This window comes from Frigidibacter albus, assembly GCF_009908165.1.
GTDB classification, from domain to species: domain Bacteria; phylum Pseudomonadota; class Alphaproteobacteria; order Rhodobacterales; family Rhodobacteraceae; genus Frigidibacter; species Frigidibacter albus.
The window spans coordinates 110,658-125,877 of the sequence record NZ_JAAAUC010000012.1 but is presented as its reverse complement, the minus strand read 5'-3'; the positions used below and the strand labels follow the sequence as shown (position 1 = coordinate 125,877).

At 67.6% G+C, this 15,220-nt stretch carries 13 protein-coding genes; 4 read left to right on the top strand and 9 right to left on the bottom strand.

Annotated elements, in window-relative coordinates:
• Window positions 1–5: 5 nt before the first annotated feature.
• The 7 genes from ilvN to GVY41_RS17290 all read right to left on the bottom strand — a co-directional run bounded on the left by ilvN (window position 6) and on the right by GVY41_RS17290 (window position 6,318).
• On the bottom strand, window positions 6–566 hold the full coding sequence (gene ilvN / locus GVY41_RS17320) for an acetolactate synthase small subunit (protein ID WP_161347968.1): 561 nt from the start codon (window positions 564–566) through the stop codon (window positions 6–8).
• A 1-nt stretch (window position 567) separates the two neighbouring features.
• Entirely contained in the window at window positions 568–1,035 is a 468-nt protein-coding gene (locus tag GVY41_RS17315) for a hypothetical protein (protein WP_161347969.1), read from the bottom strand.
• Window positions 1,035–2,789, bottom strand: coding sequence for an acetolactate synthase 3 large subunit (locus GVY41_RS17310; RefSeq protein WP_161347970.1), 1,755 nt, complete (start codon window positions 2,787–2,789; stop codon window positions 1,035–1,037). Before GVY41_RS17310 ends, GVY41_RS17315 begins: the two co-directional genes overlap by 1 nt.
• Window positions 2,790–3,095: 306 nt before the next feature.
• Window positions 3,096–4,019 carry a calcium/sodium antiporter gene (locus GVY41_RS17305; protein ID WP_161347971.1) on the bottom strand — a complete coding sequence of 308 codons (924 nt, stop codon included), beginning with the start codon at window positions 4,017–4,019 and terminating at the stop codon, window positions 3,096–3,098.
• A gap of 171 nt (window positions 4,020–4,190) precedes the next feature.
• Complete coding sequence (locus GVY41_RS17300) at window positions 4,191–5,027, bottom strand: arginyltransferase (RefSeq protein ID WP_161347972.1); 837 nt, start codon at window positions 5,025–5,027, stop codon at window positions 4,191–4,193.
• 201 nt (window positions 5,028–5,228) lie between these two features.
• On the bottom strand, window positions 5,229–5,708 hold the full coding sequence (locus tag GVY41_RS17295; RefSeq protein WP_229726095.1) for an RDD family protein: 480 nt from the start codon (window positions 5,706–5,708) through the stop codon (window positions 5,229–5,231).
• A 142-nt stretch (window positions 5,709–5,850) separates the two neighbouring features.
• Window positions 5,851–6,318 carry a DUF2852 domain-containing protein gene (locus tag GVY41_RS17290; protein ID WP_161347973.1) on the bottom strand — a complete coding sequence of 156 codons (468 nt, stop codon included), beginning with the start codon at window positions 6,316–6,318 and terminating at the stop codon, window positions 5,851–5,853.
• A gap of 317 nt (window positions 6,319–6,635) precedes the next feature.
• Between GVY41_RS17290 and glnE the strand changes: the two genes are divergently transcribed.
• Together glnE and GVY41_RS17280 are read left to right on the top strand one after the other, a co-directional pair.
• Window positions 6,636–9,416: a bifunctional [glutamate--ammonia ligase]-adenylyl-L-tyrosine phosphorylase/[glutamate--ammonia-ligase] adenylyltransferase gene (gene glnE, locus GVY41_RS17285; RefSeq protein WP_161347974.1), complete on the top strand. Its 2,781-nt coding sequence runs from the start codon at window positions 6,636–6,638 to the stop codon at window positions 9,414–9,416.
• Window positions 9,417–9,422: 6 nt separating this feature from the next.
• Window positions 9,423–9,695, top strand: coding sequence for a hypothetical protein (locus GVY41_RS17280; protein WP_161347975.1), 273 nt, complete (start codon window positions 9,423–9,425; stop codon window positions 9,693–9,695).
• A gap of 86 nt (window positions 9,696–9,781) precedes the next feature.
• Here GVY41_RS17280 and GVY41_RS17275 read toward each other — a convergent pair whose 3' ends face one another.
• A complete protein-coding gene (locus GVY41_RS17275; protein ID WP_161347976.1) occupies window positions 9,782–10,402 on the bottom strand; it encodes a thiamine phosphate synthase in 621 nt (206 codons plus the stop codon).
• A 322-nt stretch (window positions 10,403–10,724) separates the two neighbouring features.
• Here GVY41_RS17275 and GVY41_RS17270 point away from each other — a divergent pair, with 322 nt between their 5' ends.
• The gene (locus tag GVY41_RS17270; protein WP_161347977.1) at window positions 10,725–11,507 is read left to right on the top strand and encodes an RNA methyltransferase; all 783 of its coding nucleotides are present in this window, start codon (window positions 10,725–10,727) and stop codon (window positions 11,505–11,507) included.
• Window positions 11,508–11,862: 355 nt separating this feature from the next.
• Window positions 11,863–13,683: a histidine kinase N-terminal 7TM domain-containing protein gene (locus GVY41_RS17265; RefSeq protein ID WP_161347978.1), complete on the top strand. Its 1,821-nt coding sequence runs from the start codon at window positions 11,863–11,865 to the stop codon at window positions 13,681–13,683.
• Window positions 13,684–13,730: 47 nt separating this feature from the next.
• On the opposite strand, the gene GVY41_RS17260 is transcribed toward GVY41_RS17265, so the two are convergent.
• Window positions 13,731–15,197 carry a catalase gene (locus GVY41_RS17260; RefSeq protein ID WP_161347979.1) on the bottom strand — a complete coding sequence of 489 codons (1,467 nt, stop codon included), beginning with the start codon at window positions 15,195–15,197 and terminating at the stop codon, window positions 13,731–13,733.
• Window positions 15,198–15,220: the final 23 nt, after the last annotated feature.

Genomic DNA, 15,220 nt, shown 5'->3' with positions numbered 1-15,220 from the left:
TTGTGTCAGATGCCCCGCGACAGTGCCGCAACGCCGGTGCGCGCCACGTCGATCAAGCCCAAGGGCCGCATCAGATCGGCAAAGGCGTCGATCTTTTCCACAGTGCCGGTGATCTCGAACACGAAGCTTTCCAGCGTCGAATCCACCACATTGGCGCGGAAGATATCGGCCAGCCGCAGCGCCTCGACCCGGCGCTCGCCGGTGCCGGCGACCTTGAACAGCGCCAGCTCCCGCTCCACCGCCGGGCCCTCGACCGTCAGGTCATGCACCTCATGCACCGGCACCAGCCGGCCAAGCTGCGCCTTGATCTGCTCGATCACCCCCGGCGTGCCGCGCGTCACCACGGTGATCCGGCTGCGATGGCCCTTGTGGTCCACCTCGGCCACGGTGAGGCTGTCGATATTGTAGCCCCGCCCCGAGAACAAGCCGATGACCCGGGCCAGCACCCCCGCCTCGTTATCGACCATCACCGCCAGCGTGTGCGTTTCCACGATCTCGGCATGGGGGTCGCGCAGCTCATAGGCGGAATGGCTGGTGGAGCCTTGCTTGATGTTCAGTGCGGACACTTTATGATTTCCCTTTATTTGCGGAAGCCTGCGCAATGCTGCTCTGCATGATCCTGCGCGCTTCTGCCTTGGACAGCGAGTAGAGAGCGATCGACGGAATTGCGAATGCCGCGCCAAACAGTAGCCAGTGCTCTATGTAATCAAGGTTGTAGTCAACGAATTGCTCAGAGAATCCGATCGCTACCAGCAACCCGCACGCTGTGTTCGCAAGTGCGAACAGTGGGATGTGAGTGAACAGAGGATTGCGCACACCCTTTATTGGAAGCTGCACGTGTTTCTGCATTTCTCCGATTCCATAGTGTAGGGTCGCCCACTTCTCAAAGTAGAAGAACAACCATCCCGTTACTGCGCCGGAGATCAGCGCGGCTGACAGAGATAGGGCGGGATCGAACCAAAGCGCCGACCAGACGCGATAAAACACGAAGCAGGCAAAGGAGACACCGACGGCAGTCTGGTATCTCCTTCCCATCACACCAGCACCGCGCCGCCCGCCTGAATCGCGCCCTCGACCCCGGCATCGCCCATCAGCATCTCGTTATGGGCCTTGCCGCTGGGGATCATCGGGTAGCAGTTCTCGTGCTTCTCGACCATGCAATCGAAGATCACCGGGCCGTCATAGGCCAGCATCTCGAGGATCGCATCGTCCAGCAGCGCCGGGTCCGAGCAGCGGATGCCCTTGCAGCCGAAGGCGTCGGCAAGCTTCACGAAATCGGGCAGGCTCTCGCTCCAGCTTTGCGAATAGCGCTCGCCATGCAGCAGCTGCTGCCATTGCCGCACCATTCCCAGCCGTTCGTTGTTCAGGATGAACTGCTTGACCGGGGCGCGGAACTGCACCGCGGTGCCCATCTCCTGCATGTTCATCAGCCACGACGCCTCACCGGCGACGTTGACGACCAGCGCGTCCGGGTGGGCGATCTGCACGCCGATGGAAGCCGGCAGGCCATAGCCCATCGTCCCAAGGCCGCCCGAGGTCATCCAGCGGTTCGGCGCCTCGAAGCCAAGGTATTGCGCGGCCCACATCTGGTGCTGGCCGACCTCGGTGGTGATGTAGCGGTCCTGGCCCTTGGTCAGCGCCTCCAGCCGTTCCAGCGCGAATTGCGGCTTGATCGTGGTGGTGGAACCCTTGTAGGCAAGGCATTTCTTCAGCTTCCACTGCTCGATCTGCCCCCACCATTTGGCAAGCCCGTCCTTGTTCACCTTGCGCCCGCGGGCCTTCCAGACCTTCAGCAGGTCTTCCAGCACGTGGCCGATATCGCCGACGATGGGCAGATCGACCCGCACCACCTTGTTGATCGACGAGGGGTCGATATCGACATGGGCCTTGATCGAACGCGGGCTGAAATCGGCGATGCGCCCGGTGATGCGGTCATCAAAGCGCGCGCCGAGGTTGATCATCAGGTCGCAGCCATGCATGGCGAGGTTCGCCTCATAGAGGCCATGCATCCCCAGCATCCCCAGCCAGCCCTTGCCCGATGCGGGATAGGCGCCCAGACCCATCAGGGTCGAGGTGACGGGAAAGCCGGTGCCATCCGCCAGTTCGCGCAGCAATTGGCTGGCGCCCGGGCCGGAGTTGATGACGCCGCCGCCGGTGTAGAACACCGGGCGCTCGGCCTGTTCGATCAGCTCCACCAGCTTGGTGATGGCATCGATATCGCCCTTCACCTTCGGCTGGTAATGCGACACCCGCGCCTGCTTCGGCCCGGCATAGGTGCCGGTGGCGAATTGCACATCCTTGGGGATGTCGATCAGCACCGGGCCGGGGCGGCCGGCCATGGCGATGTGGAAGGCCTGGTGCAGGGTTTCGGCCAGCTTGTCGGTATCCTTCACGAGCCAGTTATGCTTGGTGCAGGGCCGGGTGATGCCCACCGTATCGGCCTCCTGGAAGCCATCGGTGCCGATCATGAAGGTCGGAACCTGGCCCGTCAGCACCACCAGCGGGATCGAATCCATCAGCGCATCGGTCAGCCCGGTCACGGCATTGGTCGCGCCGGGGCCCGAGGTGACCAGCACCACGCCGGGCTTGCCGGTCGAACGGGCATAGCCCTCGGCCATATGCACGGCGCCCTGTTCGTGGCGCACGAGGATGTGGCGGATGTCGTTCTGCTGGAAGATCTCGTCATAGATCGGCAGCACCGCGCCGCCCGGATACCCGAACACCACCTCGACGCCCTGATCCTTCAGCGCCTGAACCACCATCCTCGCGCCGGTCATCTGCCGTTGCATCGCCCGTCTCCTGCCAAAATCCGCAACAAAAAGCCCCCGTGTCGGCGGGGGCGCATGGGGAACCGTTATGGTCAACCGTTACCGGCCCATGCGCCTGTTCCTTACGAGTACGAGAATCCGTGCCATCGCCCGGGGCCCTTTGCGTTGCCTTCGGCGGTATCATTAGGAGGGGGCGGAAGGGGCGTCAACCCCGAGAATTGCACATAATGTGTCGCGGATGCCGCATTTGGCATTCCATTTCTTGCGCGCAGCGCCGGATGGCCGACATATTGGCGAAATCCGGCACCCGAAACTGCCGGCCCTGCGTCAGATCACCGCCATCGCCGCGATGTACCCGACATAGACCACCAGCAGCCCGGCTCCCGCAGGGCGCCCCAGTCGGGCCCATTTCCACGAGATGAAGGCCAGCCCCGCCGCCGCCGCGAAGGCCACGGCCATGTCGACGCCCGCAAAGCGCGGCTCGACCGGGATCGGCGCGATGATGGCCGTCAGCCCGAGGATACCGAGGATGTTGAAGATGTTGGACCCGACGACATTGCCCACGGCAATGTCGGCCTGCCGCCGCATCGCCGCCACCACCGAGGTCGCAAGCTCGGGCAGCGAGGTGCCGATGGCGACGATGGTCAGGCCGATCACCGCCTCGGAAATCCCGAAGTCCCGCGCCAGTTCGGTCGCGGCATCGATCAGCAACCGGGCCGAGATCATCAGCACCGCCAGCCCCGCCACCGCGATCAGCACCGAGCGCCACAGGGGCGGCAGCGCGACGCCCGCCATCTCTTCCGTCTCCTCCTCCTTGCCGCTGCGCAGCGCGGCCCAGAGGAAGCCCAGCAGGCCGGCGAACAGGATGAACCCCTCGAGCCGCCCCAGATAGCCGTTCAGGATCATCCCCCACAGCACCAGCGTCGCCGCCAGCATCACGACCAGATCGCGGCGCAGCGGGCCAAAGGTCATGGAGACGGGCGCAATCACCGCGGCCACGCCAAGGATCAGCAGGATATTGGCGATGTTCGACCCTACGACATTGCCCATCGCAATCGCGGGGGTGCCACCAAGCGCGGCCTGCACCGACACCAGCAGCTCTGGCATCGAGGTGCCGAAGCCTACCACCGTCAGGCCGATCACCAGCGGCGACAGCCCGAATTTGCGGGCGATGCCCACGGCCCCCCGCACCAGAAACTCGCCGCCGACAAAAAGCCCTACAAGGCCGATCACAAGAAAAAGATAGGTCAATGAAAGGGTTCCCGGTGCGATTTCCTGCCCTGAAATGGGGGCCGGGGGCACGGATTCAAGCGCGGCTTGCGCAAATTGCCGCATCCCGGCGCGTTTTCGTAGAGGCGTTGCGTTCGCGCCGCGCAGACGGCCTGTAGCGCGCTAGCCGCGCAGGCGACACGGAGATGTGCGCTATCCGCGCACGGGCTTGGTATCGGGCAGCGAAATCCGCGCCACCTGCTCGGCAATCGGGTCCACCGACAGCGGATGCGTCTCGGAGCTGTGCCCGCAGGGATCGCCGATCGGCTGCCAGCTGCCGCCCTTGTAGATCTCCAGCGCCGAGAAGTTGGCCTTGTAGCCCATCTTGCGGCTGCCCGGCACCCAATAGCCCAGGTAGACGTAAGGAAGGCTCACCTGCCGGGCCAGCTCCACATGATCAAGGATGATATAGGTGCCAAGGCTGTCGTCGATCCGCGCCGGATCGTAGAAGCTGTAAACCATGCTCAACCCGTCATCGAGCACATCGGTCAGGCACACCGCCGTCAGCGGCCGCTTGCGGCTGCCAGCGGCGGGGGCGGTGGAATACTCGATGACGCGGGTCTTGACCGGCGTCTCCTCGATCATCGCCGCGAATTCGAAGATGTCCATGTCGGCCATGCCGCCATCGGCGTGGCGGCTGTCGAGATAGCGGCGGAAGAGGGTGTATTGGTCCTCGGTCGCCCAGGGGCTGGTCGCCTCGCGCTTGAGGTCACCGTTGCGGCGCAGCACCCGGCGTTGCGTGCGGCTGGGGATGAAGTCCGCCACCCGGATCCGCGCCGACATGCAGGCCGAGCAATCGGCGCAGGAGGGGCGGTAGAGCACGTTCTGCGAGCGCCGGAACCCCTGCTTGGACAGCGCGTCATTCAGCCGGCCCGCGCCCTCGCCCTGCAGCGCGGTGAACAGCTTACGCTCCGCCCGGCCCTCCAGATAGGGGCAGGTCTGCGGTGCCGTCACATAGAACTGCGGCGCAATGGGCAGAGTGTGGCGCATGGTCGGGCAACAGCTCTCGAAAGGCAGGATGGCAGCGGGGTGCGGGCGGGAAGGGCTTGCAGATGCGGCAACGTTACCGCGCCGTCACAGATCCGCCAAGCACGATTCGTGACGCAGCCCCCGGGCGGCCTTTCGCCGTCCGGGGGCTGCGTGTGCCGGTGGTCCGGTCAGGCGGCGCGGTCGATCGCGCCCCAGCGCCGCTCAGGCGCGATTGATGGCCGTCGTGCCCAGAACCACGTCGGTCAGGCCCTGTCCGCGCGGCAGCGTCAGCATCATGCCGGCCGACAGCAGCTGCGGGATCATCGTCGCCGAGGTCAGGATGAACCCCAGAGTATGGACCAGCGCGAGACCGCTATCGAGCTTCTGCCCGGCGCGGGTGCGCAGCTCGATCCCCATCAGCCGCATTCCCCAGGTCGAGGAGCCATTGGCGATGGTCGACCAGCGATAGATGAAATCCAGCGTGAAATAGAGCACCGGCAGGAAGAACAGCGCCGTGAAGGCCGTGAACGGCACCACGATGGCGGTGAGGATGGCGACCATCACGAAATCGACCAGCCAGGCGACCAGCCGCTTGAGCGGCACGCCGGCATAGAAACCGGGCTGGGTATCCGGATCGGGCAGGCCCCAAAGCCTGTCGCGGTCGTCGAACTGGGGGGAATATGGGTCTGTCATGCGGGGCATATGGGAACTCCGGGGCAGGGTGCAAAGGGCAGGGCGCGCCGGAAAGAAAGATAACCCGGCGGCCGTGAAAAAATCGGGGCGAGCGCCGCCCCGATGCCGTCATCTTGGCCCTGCGGCCAGAGCCTTGAGGTCAGGCCCGATCTCAGGTCCGGTCGTCGCCGGACTGCGGCACGGGCGCAGTCTGCGGCGAAGGGTTCGCCGCTTCGCGGGCCCGCTCGGTCATGTACTGGTCGAACTCGGACTTGTCCTTGCTCTCGCGCAGGCGGCGCAGGAAGGATTCGAACTCTTCTTGCTCGCGCTCCAGCCGGGCCAAGGTGTCGGACTTGTAGGCGTCGAAGGCGGTGTTGCCCGACGAGCCGAAGCTCTGGCCGAAGCGGTGACCACGGCCCATTCCGCGGGTGAAATCGGTGCCGCTGCGGCGGCGCGAAGAACAGCTTCCGAACATGCGTTTGCTCCAGATCATGTAGGCGAGGATGGCGAGGCCGACGGGCCAGACGAAGATGAAGGACAGCACCATGAGGGCGATCCAGGCGCCTTTGCCACGGTCATCAAGCCAGGCCTCGGCGCGGCCCAACCAGGATTGGCGGGGAAATGTGTCAGTATGGGTCATCGTGTCCTCCGGGTTGGGCGGCGTGTCTCGTTGATGTGAATGTCTTTCACATGACTGGATATGGCCCCGGGAAAGAGGGGTTCAAGGGGTGATGTAAAGGAAATTCACATTGAGAGAAAATTGGGGCTTTGGCGGCCGATCTTCACAGGTTGGATGAAGATCGGGCCGTATGTCCTTGATATGACGTGCAGTGCCCTTCGCCGGCGGCGGGGGGCCGTCTGCCCCCCGCCCCCCCCGAGGATATTTCTCCCAGCAAGAAGGGGAAAGCGCGGTTGCGCTGACGTTGACCCTGCCGCTTTGCCCGATAGGGTGGCGCGATGACCCATGCCCCTTTCGCCGCGAGGCTGACCCGCTGCCCGATCCCGTTCGATGCCGCCCGCGGCGCAGATGCCGCGGCGCGCTTTGCCGCGCTGGCGCCGGAGCTGCGGGCGCTGCTGGCGGGGGCGGCGGGATGCAGCCCCTATCTGGCCGGGCTGATGGCGCGCGAGGCGGCGTGGCTGGAGGCCGCGCTGCAGGCGGCTCCCGAGCCAGCGCTGGCGGAGGTATTGGGCGGGCTGGAGGCGGGGCCCGGTCTGCCTGTCGCCCTGCGCATCGCCAAGCGGCGGGTGGCGCTGTTGGCGGGGCTGGCCGATCTGGGCGGCGTCTGGCCGCTGGAGGCGGTGACGGGCGCGCTGACGGCGCTGGCCGACCGGGCGGTGGACCTGTCGCTGAAGGCGCTGGTCGCCGAGGAGATCCGCCGCGGCAAGTTGCCGGGCGCGGTGCCCCAGGATGCCGACACGGCGGGCGGCATGGTGGCGCTGGCGATGGGCAAGATGGGGGCGGGGGAGCTCAACTATTCCTCGGACATCGACCTCATCTGCCTGTTCGACGAAGACCGCTATGCCCCGGACGATTACCACGAGGCCCGCGCCGCCTTCATCCGCGTGGCGCGCAAGATGACCGCCTGGATCGGCGACAATACCGCCGAGGGCTATGTGTTCCGCACCGACCTGCGCCTGCGCCCCGATGCCAGCGTCACCCCGGTCTGCATCGCGATGGCGGCGGCGGAGCAATACTATGAGGCGCAGGGCCGTACCTGGGAACGCGCCGCCTATATCAAGGCGCGGGCCTGCGGCGGCGACATCGTGGCGGGCGAGCGGTTCCTGGCGCGGCTGACGCCCTTCGTCTGGCGCAAGCATCTGGATTTCGCCGCCATCCAGGATGCCCATGACATGCGGCTGAAGATCCGCGACCACAAGGGGCTGCATGGGCCGGTGGTGCTGGAAGGCCATGACATGAAGCTGGGGGTGGGCGGCATCCGCGAGATCGAGTTCTTCACCCAGACCCGGCAGCTGATCGCCGGGGGGCGCGACCCGGAGTTGCGGGGGCGCGGCACCGTGGCCAGCCTTGCGGCGCTGGCGGCGAAGGGCTGGGTGCCGGCGGAGGTGGCGGGGGAGCTCACCGCGCTTTACCGCGCGCACCGCGAGGTGGAGCATCGCCTGCAGATGGCCGCCGATGCGCAGACCCATGCGCTGCCCGCCAGCGCCGAGGGCTTCGAGCGGCTGGCGCGGATGATGGGCGAGGCCGACACTGCCGCGATGCGCGCCGGGCTGCGTCAGCGGCTGGAGCGGGTGGCGGCGCTGACCGAGGAGTTCTTTGCCCCCGGCGAGACGACCGACGAGATGCCGGACCTGCCGGAGACCTCGCGTGCCATCGTCGAGGGCTGGCGCGCCTATCCGGCGCTGCGATCCGCCCGCGCCGCCGAGATTTTCCGCCGGGTCAAGCCGGGCATCCTGCGCGGGCTGCTGCGCGCCGCCAACCCCGAGGAGGCGCTGCGCCAGTTCGACGGCTTCCTGCGCGGCCTTCCGGCGGGGGTGCAGCTGTTCTCGCTGTTCGATGCCAACCCGCAGCTGGTGGAGCTGATCGTCGATATCTGCGCCACCGCACCCGGCCTTGCGCGGCATCTGTCGCGGCATTCCTCGGTCTTCGATGCGGTGATCGGCGGGGATTTCTTCGCGCCCTGGCCGGGGGCGGGGCCGCTGCGCGCGGCGCTGGCCGGTCAGCTGGCGGCGCTGCCCGATTACGAGGCCAAGCTGGATGCCGCACGGCGGTGGGCGCGGGAATGGCATTTCCGCATCGGCGTGCATCACCTGCGCGGGCTGGTCGATGCGGCCGAGGCGGGGCGGATGTATGCCGACCTCGCCAGCGCCTGCGTGGCCGCGGTCTGGGAGCCGTGCTGCGCCGAGTTCGCGGCCAAGCACGGGCCGATGCCGGGGCGCGGGGCGGTGGTGCTGGGGATGGGCAGCCTCGGGGCAGAGCGGCTGAATGCCGCCTCGGACCTCGACCTGATCGTGATCTATGACGATGCCGGGGTGGAGGCGTCGGAGGGCAAGCGGCCGCTGCCGACGCGCACCTATTACGCGCGGCTGACCCAAGCGCTTGTCACCGCGCTGTCGGCGCCGATGGCCGAGGGGCGGCTCTATGAGGTCGACATGCGCCTGCGCCCCTCGGGCAAGCAGGGCCCGGTGGCGACGGCGCTGGAGCGGTTCCGCAGCTATCAGAGGACCGAGGCCTGGACCTGGGAACATCTGGCGCTGACCCGGGCCCGGGCCATTGCCGGGGAGGCGGGGCTGGCGGCCGAGGTGGAGGCGCTGCGCCGCGAGGTGCTGGAGGCGAAGTCGGGTGGCGAGACGGTGCTGGCCGATGTCGCCGACATGCGGCGGCGGATTTTTGCGGCCAAGGCGCCGGACGGGGTGTGGGAGGCGAAGATCGGTCCGGGCCGCCTGCAGGACATCGAGCTGCTGGCCCAGTCCTGCGCCCTGCGCGCTGCCGACCCCGCGCGGCGGGTCGAGGCGCAGCTGCGCGCGGGCCTGCGCAGCGGCTGCCTTGGCAAGCCCGAGGAGGCGGCGCTGCAGGAGGCCTACCGCTTCTTGTGGCGGCTGCAGGCGGGGGGGCGACTCTTGACCGACCGGCCGCTGGACATGGAGCAGATCGGCGAGGGCGCCCGCGCCTTCCTGCTGCGCGAGACCGGAATGGCGGATCTGGCCGCGCTGGCGTCGCGGCTGGACGCGGCGACGGCCCGGGTGGCCGCCATTGTGGACCGGGTGCTGGAGGGGTGAGGGCTGATGGATCTGGACCGGGCGGACCCGAAAGGGCTGGTGCGCGAGAGCTACGCGATCGAGGGCATCACCTTGGGGGAATGCCGGTCGATCTTCCTCGACTGGGCGCTGAGCCTTGAAGCGGGGGTTGAGGTGGCGGGGGCGATCCGGGCGCTGCTGGCACAGTATGGCGCGGGCGCGACGGAGCATCCGATGACAGGGGTGCTGCGGGCCGGGCTGACCGGGGCGGAGCCGCCGCGGCGGCGTGGGGGCCGGGCGGGGAGGTTCGAGCGGGGCTGAGGCGGTAAGCTCTTGGGCGCCGCCGGCAGGCTCCGGAGGGGCTGCCGGCCGCTGCCGCGGCAGAGGCGCCCTTGTCGCGCGCCCCCTTACCCCATCGCCGCCACAAGCCGGATCAGCGCGGCGGCCGGGTCATCGGCAGCCCAGATCTCTTCGCCGATGCCGAAGAAATCGGTGATCGGGGTCAGGTCCCGGATCAGCTCTTCCGTCAGTGCGCCTTCGGAAACGACCGGGATCTCTATCACTTCCGACCACCAGGCCAGCAGTTCGGGATCGACACTGTCGCCAGTGCCAAGCGGGGTGGCGCCGACCGGGCCGAAGGCGATGTAATCGGCCCCCGCCTCGCCGGCGTTGAGCCCCTCGTGGCGCGAGGTGCCGCAAAAGGCGCCGACGATGGCCTCTTGCCCCAGCTCCTTGCGGGCATGGCGCACGGTGCGGGCACCGTCGAGCAGGTGGACCCCGTCCAGCCCCAGCCGCGGCACCAGCATCACATGGGTCTCGATCACGATCGGCACGTCGCGCTCATGCGCCACCATCCGGCAGGCATCGGCGGCGCGCAGCAGCGCATCCTCGTCGCGCGTGGCGAGGGCAAGGCGCAGGCAGGCGATGGGGACCGCGTCCAGCACCCGCGCAAGCCGGTCCGGGAACACCGCGGCATCGAAGGCGGGCGGCGTGACGAGATAGATCTGCGGGTGGTCTTCGGCGGCCATGGTCTGTCCTTGCGTGGGCGAGGGCGCGCTAGATGCGCGTCTGACGGCCCCCTTAGCGCAGTTTCGCGTGAATGGCTACGGGCAGAACCCTGGCCGGCGCCGGGGGTTTTCCACCCCCGGACCCCCGGAGGATATTTGGAAAAGGCAAAGCCGACAGTGCGCGCTCTTGCCCTTTGCCTTTGGGAAATATCCTCGGGGGGTGAATTGGCGCTGCACGCGCCAAGAGGGGGGCAGACGGCCCCCCTTCCTTGTCCCCCGCAGCGCTTCCTTGAACTGCCGGGCACAGCGGCGTATCAGGCCGCAGCCCGAAGGAATGCCGCCCATGACCCCCGAACTGCCCCCGAACTCCCCCGACAACGCCGCCAGCACCGATCCGGCGCTGCAGCCGGTCTTCGTGCTGGTGCGCCCGCAGATGGGTGAGAATATCGGCGCGGCGGCGCGGGCGATGCTGAATTTCGGGCTGGAGCGGCTGCGGCTGGTGGATCCGCGCGATGGCTGGCCGAACCCGCGGGCGGTGGCGATGGCCTCGGGTGCGGCGGGGCGGGTGCTGGATCATGCCGGGGTGTTCCCGGATGTGGCGGGGGCGGTGGGCGATTGCGACTATGTGTTTGCCACCACGGCGCGCGACAGGGAGTTGACGCGGCCGGTGGTCACCGCGGAGCGGGCGATGGAGCAGGCGCGGGCGATGGCGGCGGAGGGGCGGCGTGTCGCGGTGCTGTTCGGGCCGGAGCGCACCGGGCTCGAGAATGACGATGTGGTGCGCGCGAATGCGCTGATCTCGATCCCGGTCAATCCCGGCTTCCCCTCGCTGAACCTTGGTCAGGCGGTGCTGCTGACGGCCTATGAATGGCGGCGCCAGACGGTCGCGGTGCCGGCCGAGCGGATGGAATTCGGGCGCAGCGAATATGCGACGCGGATCGAGGTCGAGAAGCTGGCCGATCACTATGAGGCAGAGCTGGACGCGGCGGGGTTCTTCTTTCCCGAGACCAAGGCGGCGGGCATGAAGCAGAACCTGCGCGCGCTCTGGGGCCGGATGACGCTGACGCGCGCCGAGGTGCAGACCTTCCACGGGATGCTGCGCCAGATCCTGCGGCGGCGGGGGTGAGCAGCCGCGCTGCAGGGACGGCGCCTGCGGGGCGGACCGGGCACTGCCGCGTACCGGTCCTGGACAGGTGGTCGCACAACCTGCTGTTGCGCAAGGGGCGGCGTCGGATAGACTGGCCTTGTTCCGCAGGGGATGGCGAACGCAGACCGGCCGGGGCGCGCAGCACGCGGACCCCGATGTATCATTGCAATTTGGCGCAGTGTTTTGCAGGTTTAGGGCGGGCTGTTCCGCTGTGTTTGATTGAAGCTGTTTTCACCCGAAAGGTGATTCTCTTGCCGGGCAGCCCTCGTTCCCTTGCCAGCCCCGTGACCGGTTGCGGCCTTGCTCGCCCCTGCTGGCGGCCAGAGTGTGCGGCATGAACAGGTGCCTTGACCTGCTTCCCCCCGATCTGCCGGTGGCGATCACCGCCGCGATGCTGGTCGGGGTGTCGCTGGTCACGCTACGGATCTGGCAGATCCACCGCTTTCCCGGCCGGCCGGCCTTCCTGATCAGCCTTTGCGCCATGCTGTGGTGGCTGCTCGCCTCGATGATGGAGCTGTCGGTGCAGGGGCAGGGGTGCAAGATGCTTTGGGCCCAGCTGGCCTGGCCCGGCATCGTGCTGGTGCCCACCGCCTGGACCTTCTTCTTGCTGGATTATGCGCTTGGCCGGCATCCCGGCTGGCGACTGCTGCGGCCGCTCGCGCTCTATGCCGGGCCGTTGGCGGTGACGCTGATGGCGCTGAGCAATGGCTGGCACGGCGCTTTCTACCGGGCGGGAACGCAGCTGGTGGGGCGCGATGGCCGCGCCTCGGTGATCTATGATCATGGGCCGCTGTTCTTCGTGTCTGCCTTTTATGTCTATGCCTTCATGCTGGCCTCCATCGGCATCGTGGTGCTGGCGATCCTGCGCGCACCCTGGAGCTTTCGCGGGTTTCTGACCGCTCTTTTGGTGATCACGCTGGTGCCCGTGGCTGGCAACCTGGCCTATGTGCTGTTCGGGTTCACCATCTTCGGGTTCGACCCGACGCCGTTCAGCTTTGCCTTCGTGCTGGTGGTCTTTGGCTGGATGCTGGTCAACAACCGGCTGATGGACATCAACCTGATCGCCCGCGACATGCTGTTCTACAAGTCGGTGGACCCGGTGCTGATCGTCGATGCCGAAGGCCGGCTGGAGGCGGTGAACCCCGAGGCGCGGCGGGTGTTTGGCGCGGCGATCCCGCCGCTGGGGCAGCCGCTGGCCGGGCTGCCCGAACTGGAGCCATTGCTGGCGCGGCTGCGCGGCGGCGGGATGCTGCTGGACGAGGCGCCCATCCGGCGCGGGGGGCGCAGCTTCGATCCGCGCGCCGGGGTGCTGCATCGCCCGGTGCGCAACGGGCGCTCGGCGCTTGGCTGGGTGATCTCGCTGATCGACATCACCGCGCAGGAGCAGGAGGCGGCGGCGCTGCGGCTGGCGGCGGAGAATGCCCGGGCGGCGGCGCTGGCCAAGTCGCAGTTCCTGTCGGTGGTCAGCCATGAGCTGCGCACGCCGCTGACCTCGATCAAGGGCGCGCTGGACCTGCTCAACAACGCGGTCACCGGCGAATTGCCCGAGGCAACGCGGCGGATCGTGCAGATTGCCGCCAGCAACAGCAAGCGGCTGACCACACTGATCGAGGATCTGCTGGACCTGCAGCAGATCGAGCAGGGCACGCTGGCGGTGACGCGCCAGCGCATCGACATGGGCCATCTGGTGCAAGATGCCGTGGTCGAGGCCGCCGATCTGGCCCGCAGCCTCGGCGTGACGCTGACCCTGGCAGAGCCTGCCGCGCCGATGATGGTGGAGGGCGATCCGCGGCGGCTGATGCAGGTGATGGGGAACGTGCTGTCCAACGCCTGCAAGTTCTCGGGCAGCGGCGCGCGGGTCGAGGTGTCGGTTTTGCGGGAACAGGGCCGGGTGCGGGTGCTGGTCAAGGACAGCGGCCCCGGCATCCCCGAGGGCGCGCAGGACACGGTATTCGGCCAGTTCTCGCAATTGGACAGTTCGGGCACGCGGCGGGTCGGCGGATCTGGCCTCGGCCTGCATATCGCGCGCTGGATCCTCGATCAGCATGGCGGGCGGATCGGCTATGACTCTGTGCTGGGGGAGGGCACGACGTTCTTCATCGAGCTGCCGCTGGCGCCGCAATCTGCGCGGGCAACACAGGCTGTCTCGGCCTGAGTCCGGGTAGTCCGCCCGCCCGGGAATGACCGGGCGGGCAGGGGTTTTCACTCCGCGGCGGCGACCATGCCGCCCCGGGCGGCCAGCGCCGCGCGGATGCCCGCCGCATAGGCCGGCGAGATGCGCTCGAAATGCATCAGCGCGCGTTCGATGATACCGGCCGGAACCCCGTCCATCGAGGCGGCGATGTTGCCGTAGAGCCGGCCACGTTCGGCCTCGCTCAGCACCTCGTCATGCAGGGCGCGGGGCTGGGTGTAGTCGTCGATCTGCTGCTGGTGCGGCTGGCGCGCGGCCATGCCCGACAGCGCCAGCGGCGGTTCGGCCACGGTCGGATCCTCGGCCACGCCGCCCATGCTGTTGGGTTCGTAATAGGCATCCCCGGCGCCGCTGCGCAGGCCGATGAAGTTCATGTTGCCGGCGGCGTGGTAGTGGTGGACCGGGCATTTGGGCTGGTTCACCGGCAGCGCTTCGTAATGGGTGCCAAGGCGGTAGCGATGCGCATCGGCATAGCTGAACACCCGCGCCTGCAGCATCTTGTCGGGGCTGTAGCCGATGCCCGGCACCTTGTTCGACGGGCTGAACGCGGCCTGTTCGATCTCGGCGAAATAGTTGTCCGCATTGCGGTTCAGCTCCATCACGCCGACCTCGATCAGCGGATAGTCGGAATGCGGCCAGACCTTGGTCAGGTCGAAGGGATCGTAGGGGGTGCTGTCCGCCTCGGCCTCGGGCATCACCTGCACGAACAGGGTCCAGCGCGGGAAGGTGCCTGCCTCGATGCCGCCGAACAGCGCCTCCTGATAGCCCTCGCGGGTCTGGCCAACGATGGTGGCCGCCTCGTCATTGGTGATGGTCTTCACGCCCTGCTGGGTCTTGAAGTGGAACTTTACCCAGAAGCGCTCGCCATCCCGGTTCCAGAACGAATAGGTGTGGCTGCCATAGCCGTTCATGTGCATGGGGTCGATCGGCAGGCCCCGGTCCGACATCAGGATGCTGACCTGATGCAGCGATTCCGGCACCAGGCTCCAGAAATCCCAGGCGGCGGTGTTGGAGCGCAGGTTGCTGCGCGGGTGCCGCTTCTGGGTGTGGATGAAGTCGGGGAATTTCAGTGGATCGCGGATGAAGAACACCGGGGTGTTGTTCCCCACCATGTCCCAGTTGCCTTCCTCGGTGTAGAATTTCAGCGCAAAGCCGCGCACGTCGCGCTCATGGTCGGCGGCGCCGGCCTCGCCCGCCACGGTCGAGAACCGGGCCAGCATGTCGGTCTGCTTGCCGACCGCCCCGAAGATCGCGGCGCGGGTGAAGCGGGTTATGTCATGGGTGACGGTGAAGGTGCCGAAGGCGCCCCAGCCCTTGGCGTGGACGACGCGCTCCGGGATCCGCTCGCGGTTCTGGTGCGCCAGCTTCTCCATCAGGTGATAGTCCTGCATCAGGACAGGGCCGCGCGGGCCTGCCGTCTCGCTGTTCTGGTTGTCGGCGACGGGGGCGCCGGCGGTGGTTGTCAGTCGCTGGGTCATGGGTCTGTCCTCTCCCTTGGCTT

Excerpts from the sequence above, each read along its gene's own strand:
- GVY41_RS17315 (WP_161347969.1), bottom strand. The coding sequence starts at position 1,035 with ATGGGAAGGAGATACCAGACTGCCGTCGGTGTCTCCTTTGCCTGCTTC.
- GVY41_RS17310 (WP_161347970.1), bottom strand. The coding sequence starts at position 2,789 with ATGCAACGGCAGATGACCGGCGCGAGGATGGTGGTTCAGGCGCTGAAG.
- GVY41_RS17300 (WP_161347972.1), bottom strand. The coding sequence starts at position 5,027 with ATGCGCCACACTCTGCCCATTGCGCCGCAGTTCTATGTGACGGCACCG.
- GVY41_RS17295 (WP_229726095.1), bottom strand. The coding sequence starts at position 5,708 with ATGCCCCGCATGACAGACCCATATTCCCCCCAGTTCGACGACCGCGAC.
- GVY41_RS17290 (WP_161347973.1), bottom strand. The coding sequence starts at position 6,318 with ATGACCCATACTGACACATTTCCCCGCCAATCCTGGTTGGGCCGCGCC.
- glnE (WP_161347974.1), top strand. The coding sequence starts at position 6,636 with ATGACCCATGCCCCTTTCGCCGCGAGGCTGACCCGCTGCCCGATCCCG.
- GVY41_RS17280 (WP_161347975.1), top strand. The coding sequence starts at position 9,423 with ATGGATCTGGACCGGGCGGACCCGAAAGGGCTGGTGCGCGAGAGCTAC.
- GVY41_RS17275 (WP_161347976.1), bottom strand. The coding sequence starts at position 10,402 with ATGGCCGCCGAAGACCACCCGCAGATCTATCTCGTCACGCCGCCCGCC.
- GVY41_RS17270 (WP_161347977.1), top strand. The coding sequence starts at position 10,725 with ATGACCCCCGAACTGCCCCCGAACTCCCCCGACAACGCCGCCAGCACC.
- GVY41_RS17265 (WP_161347978.1), top strand. The coding sequence starts at position 11,863 with ATGAACAGGTGCCTTGACCTGCTTCCCCCCGATCTGCCGGTGGCGATC.
- GVY41_RS17260 (WP_161347979.1), bottom strand. The coding sequence starts at position 15,197 with ATGACCCAGCGACTGACAACCACCGCCGGCGCCCCCGTCGCCGACAAC.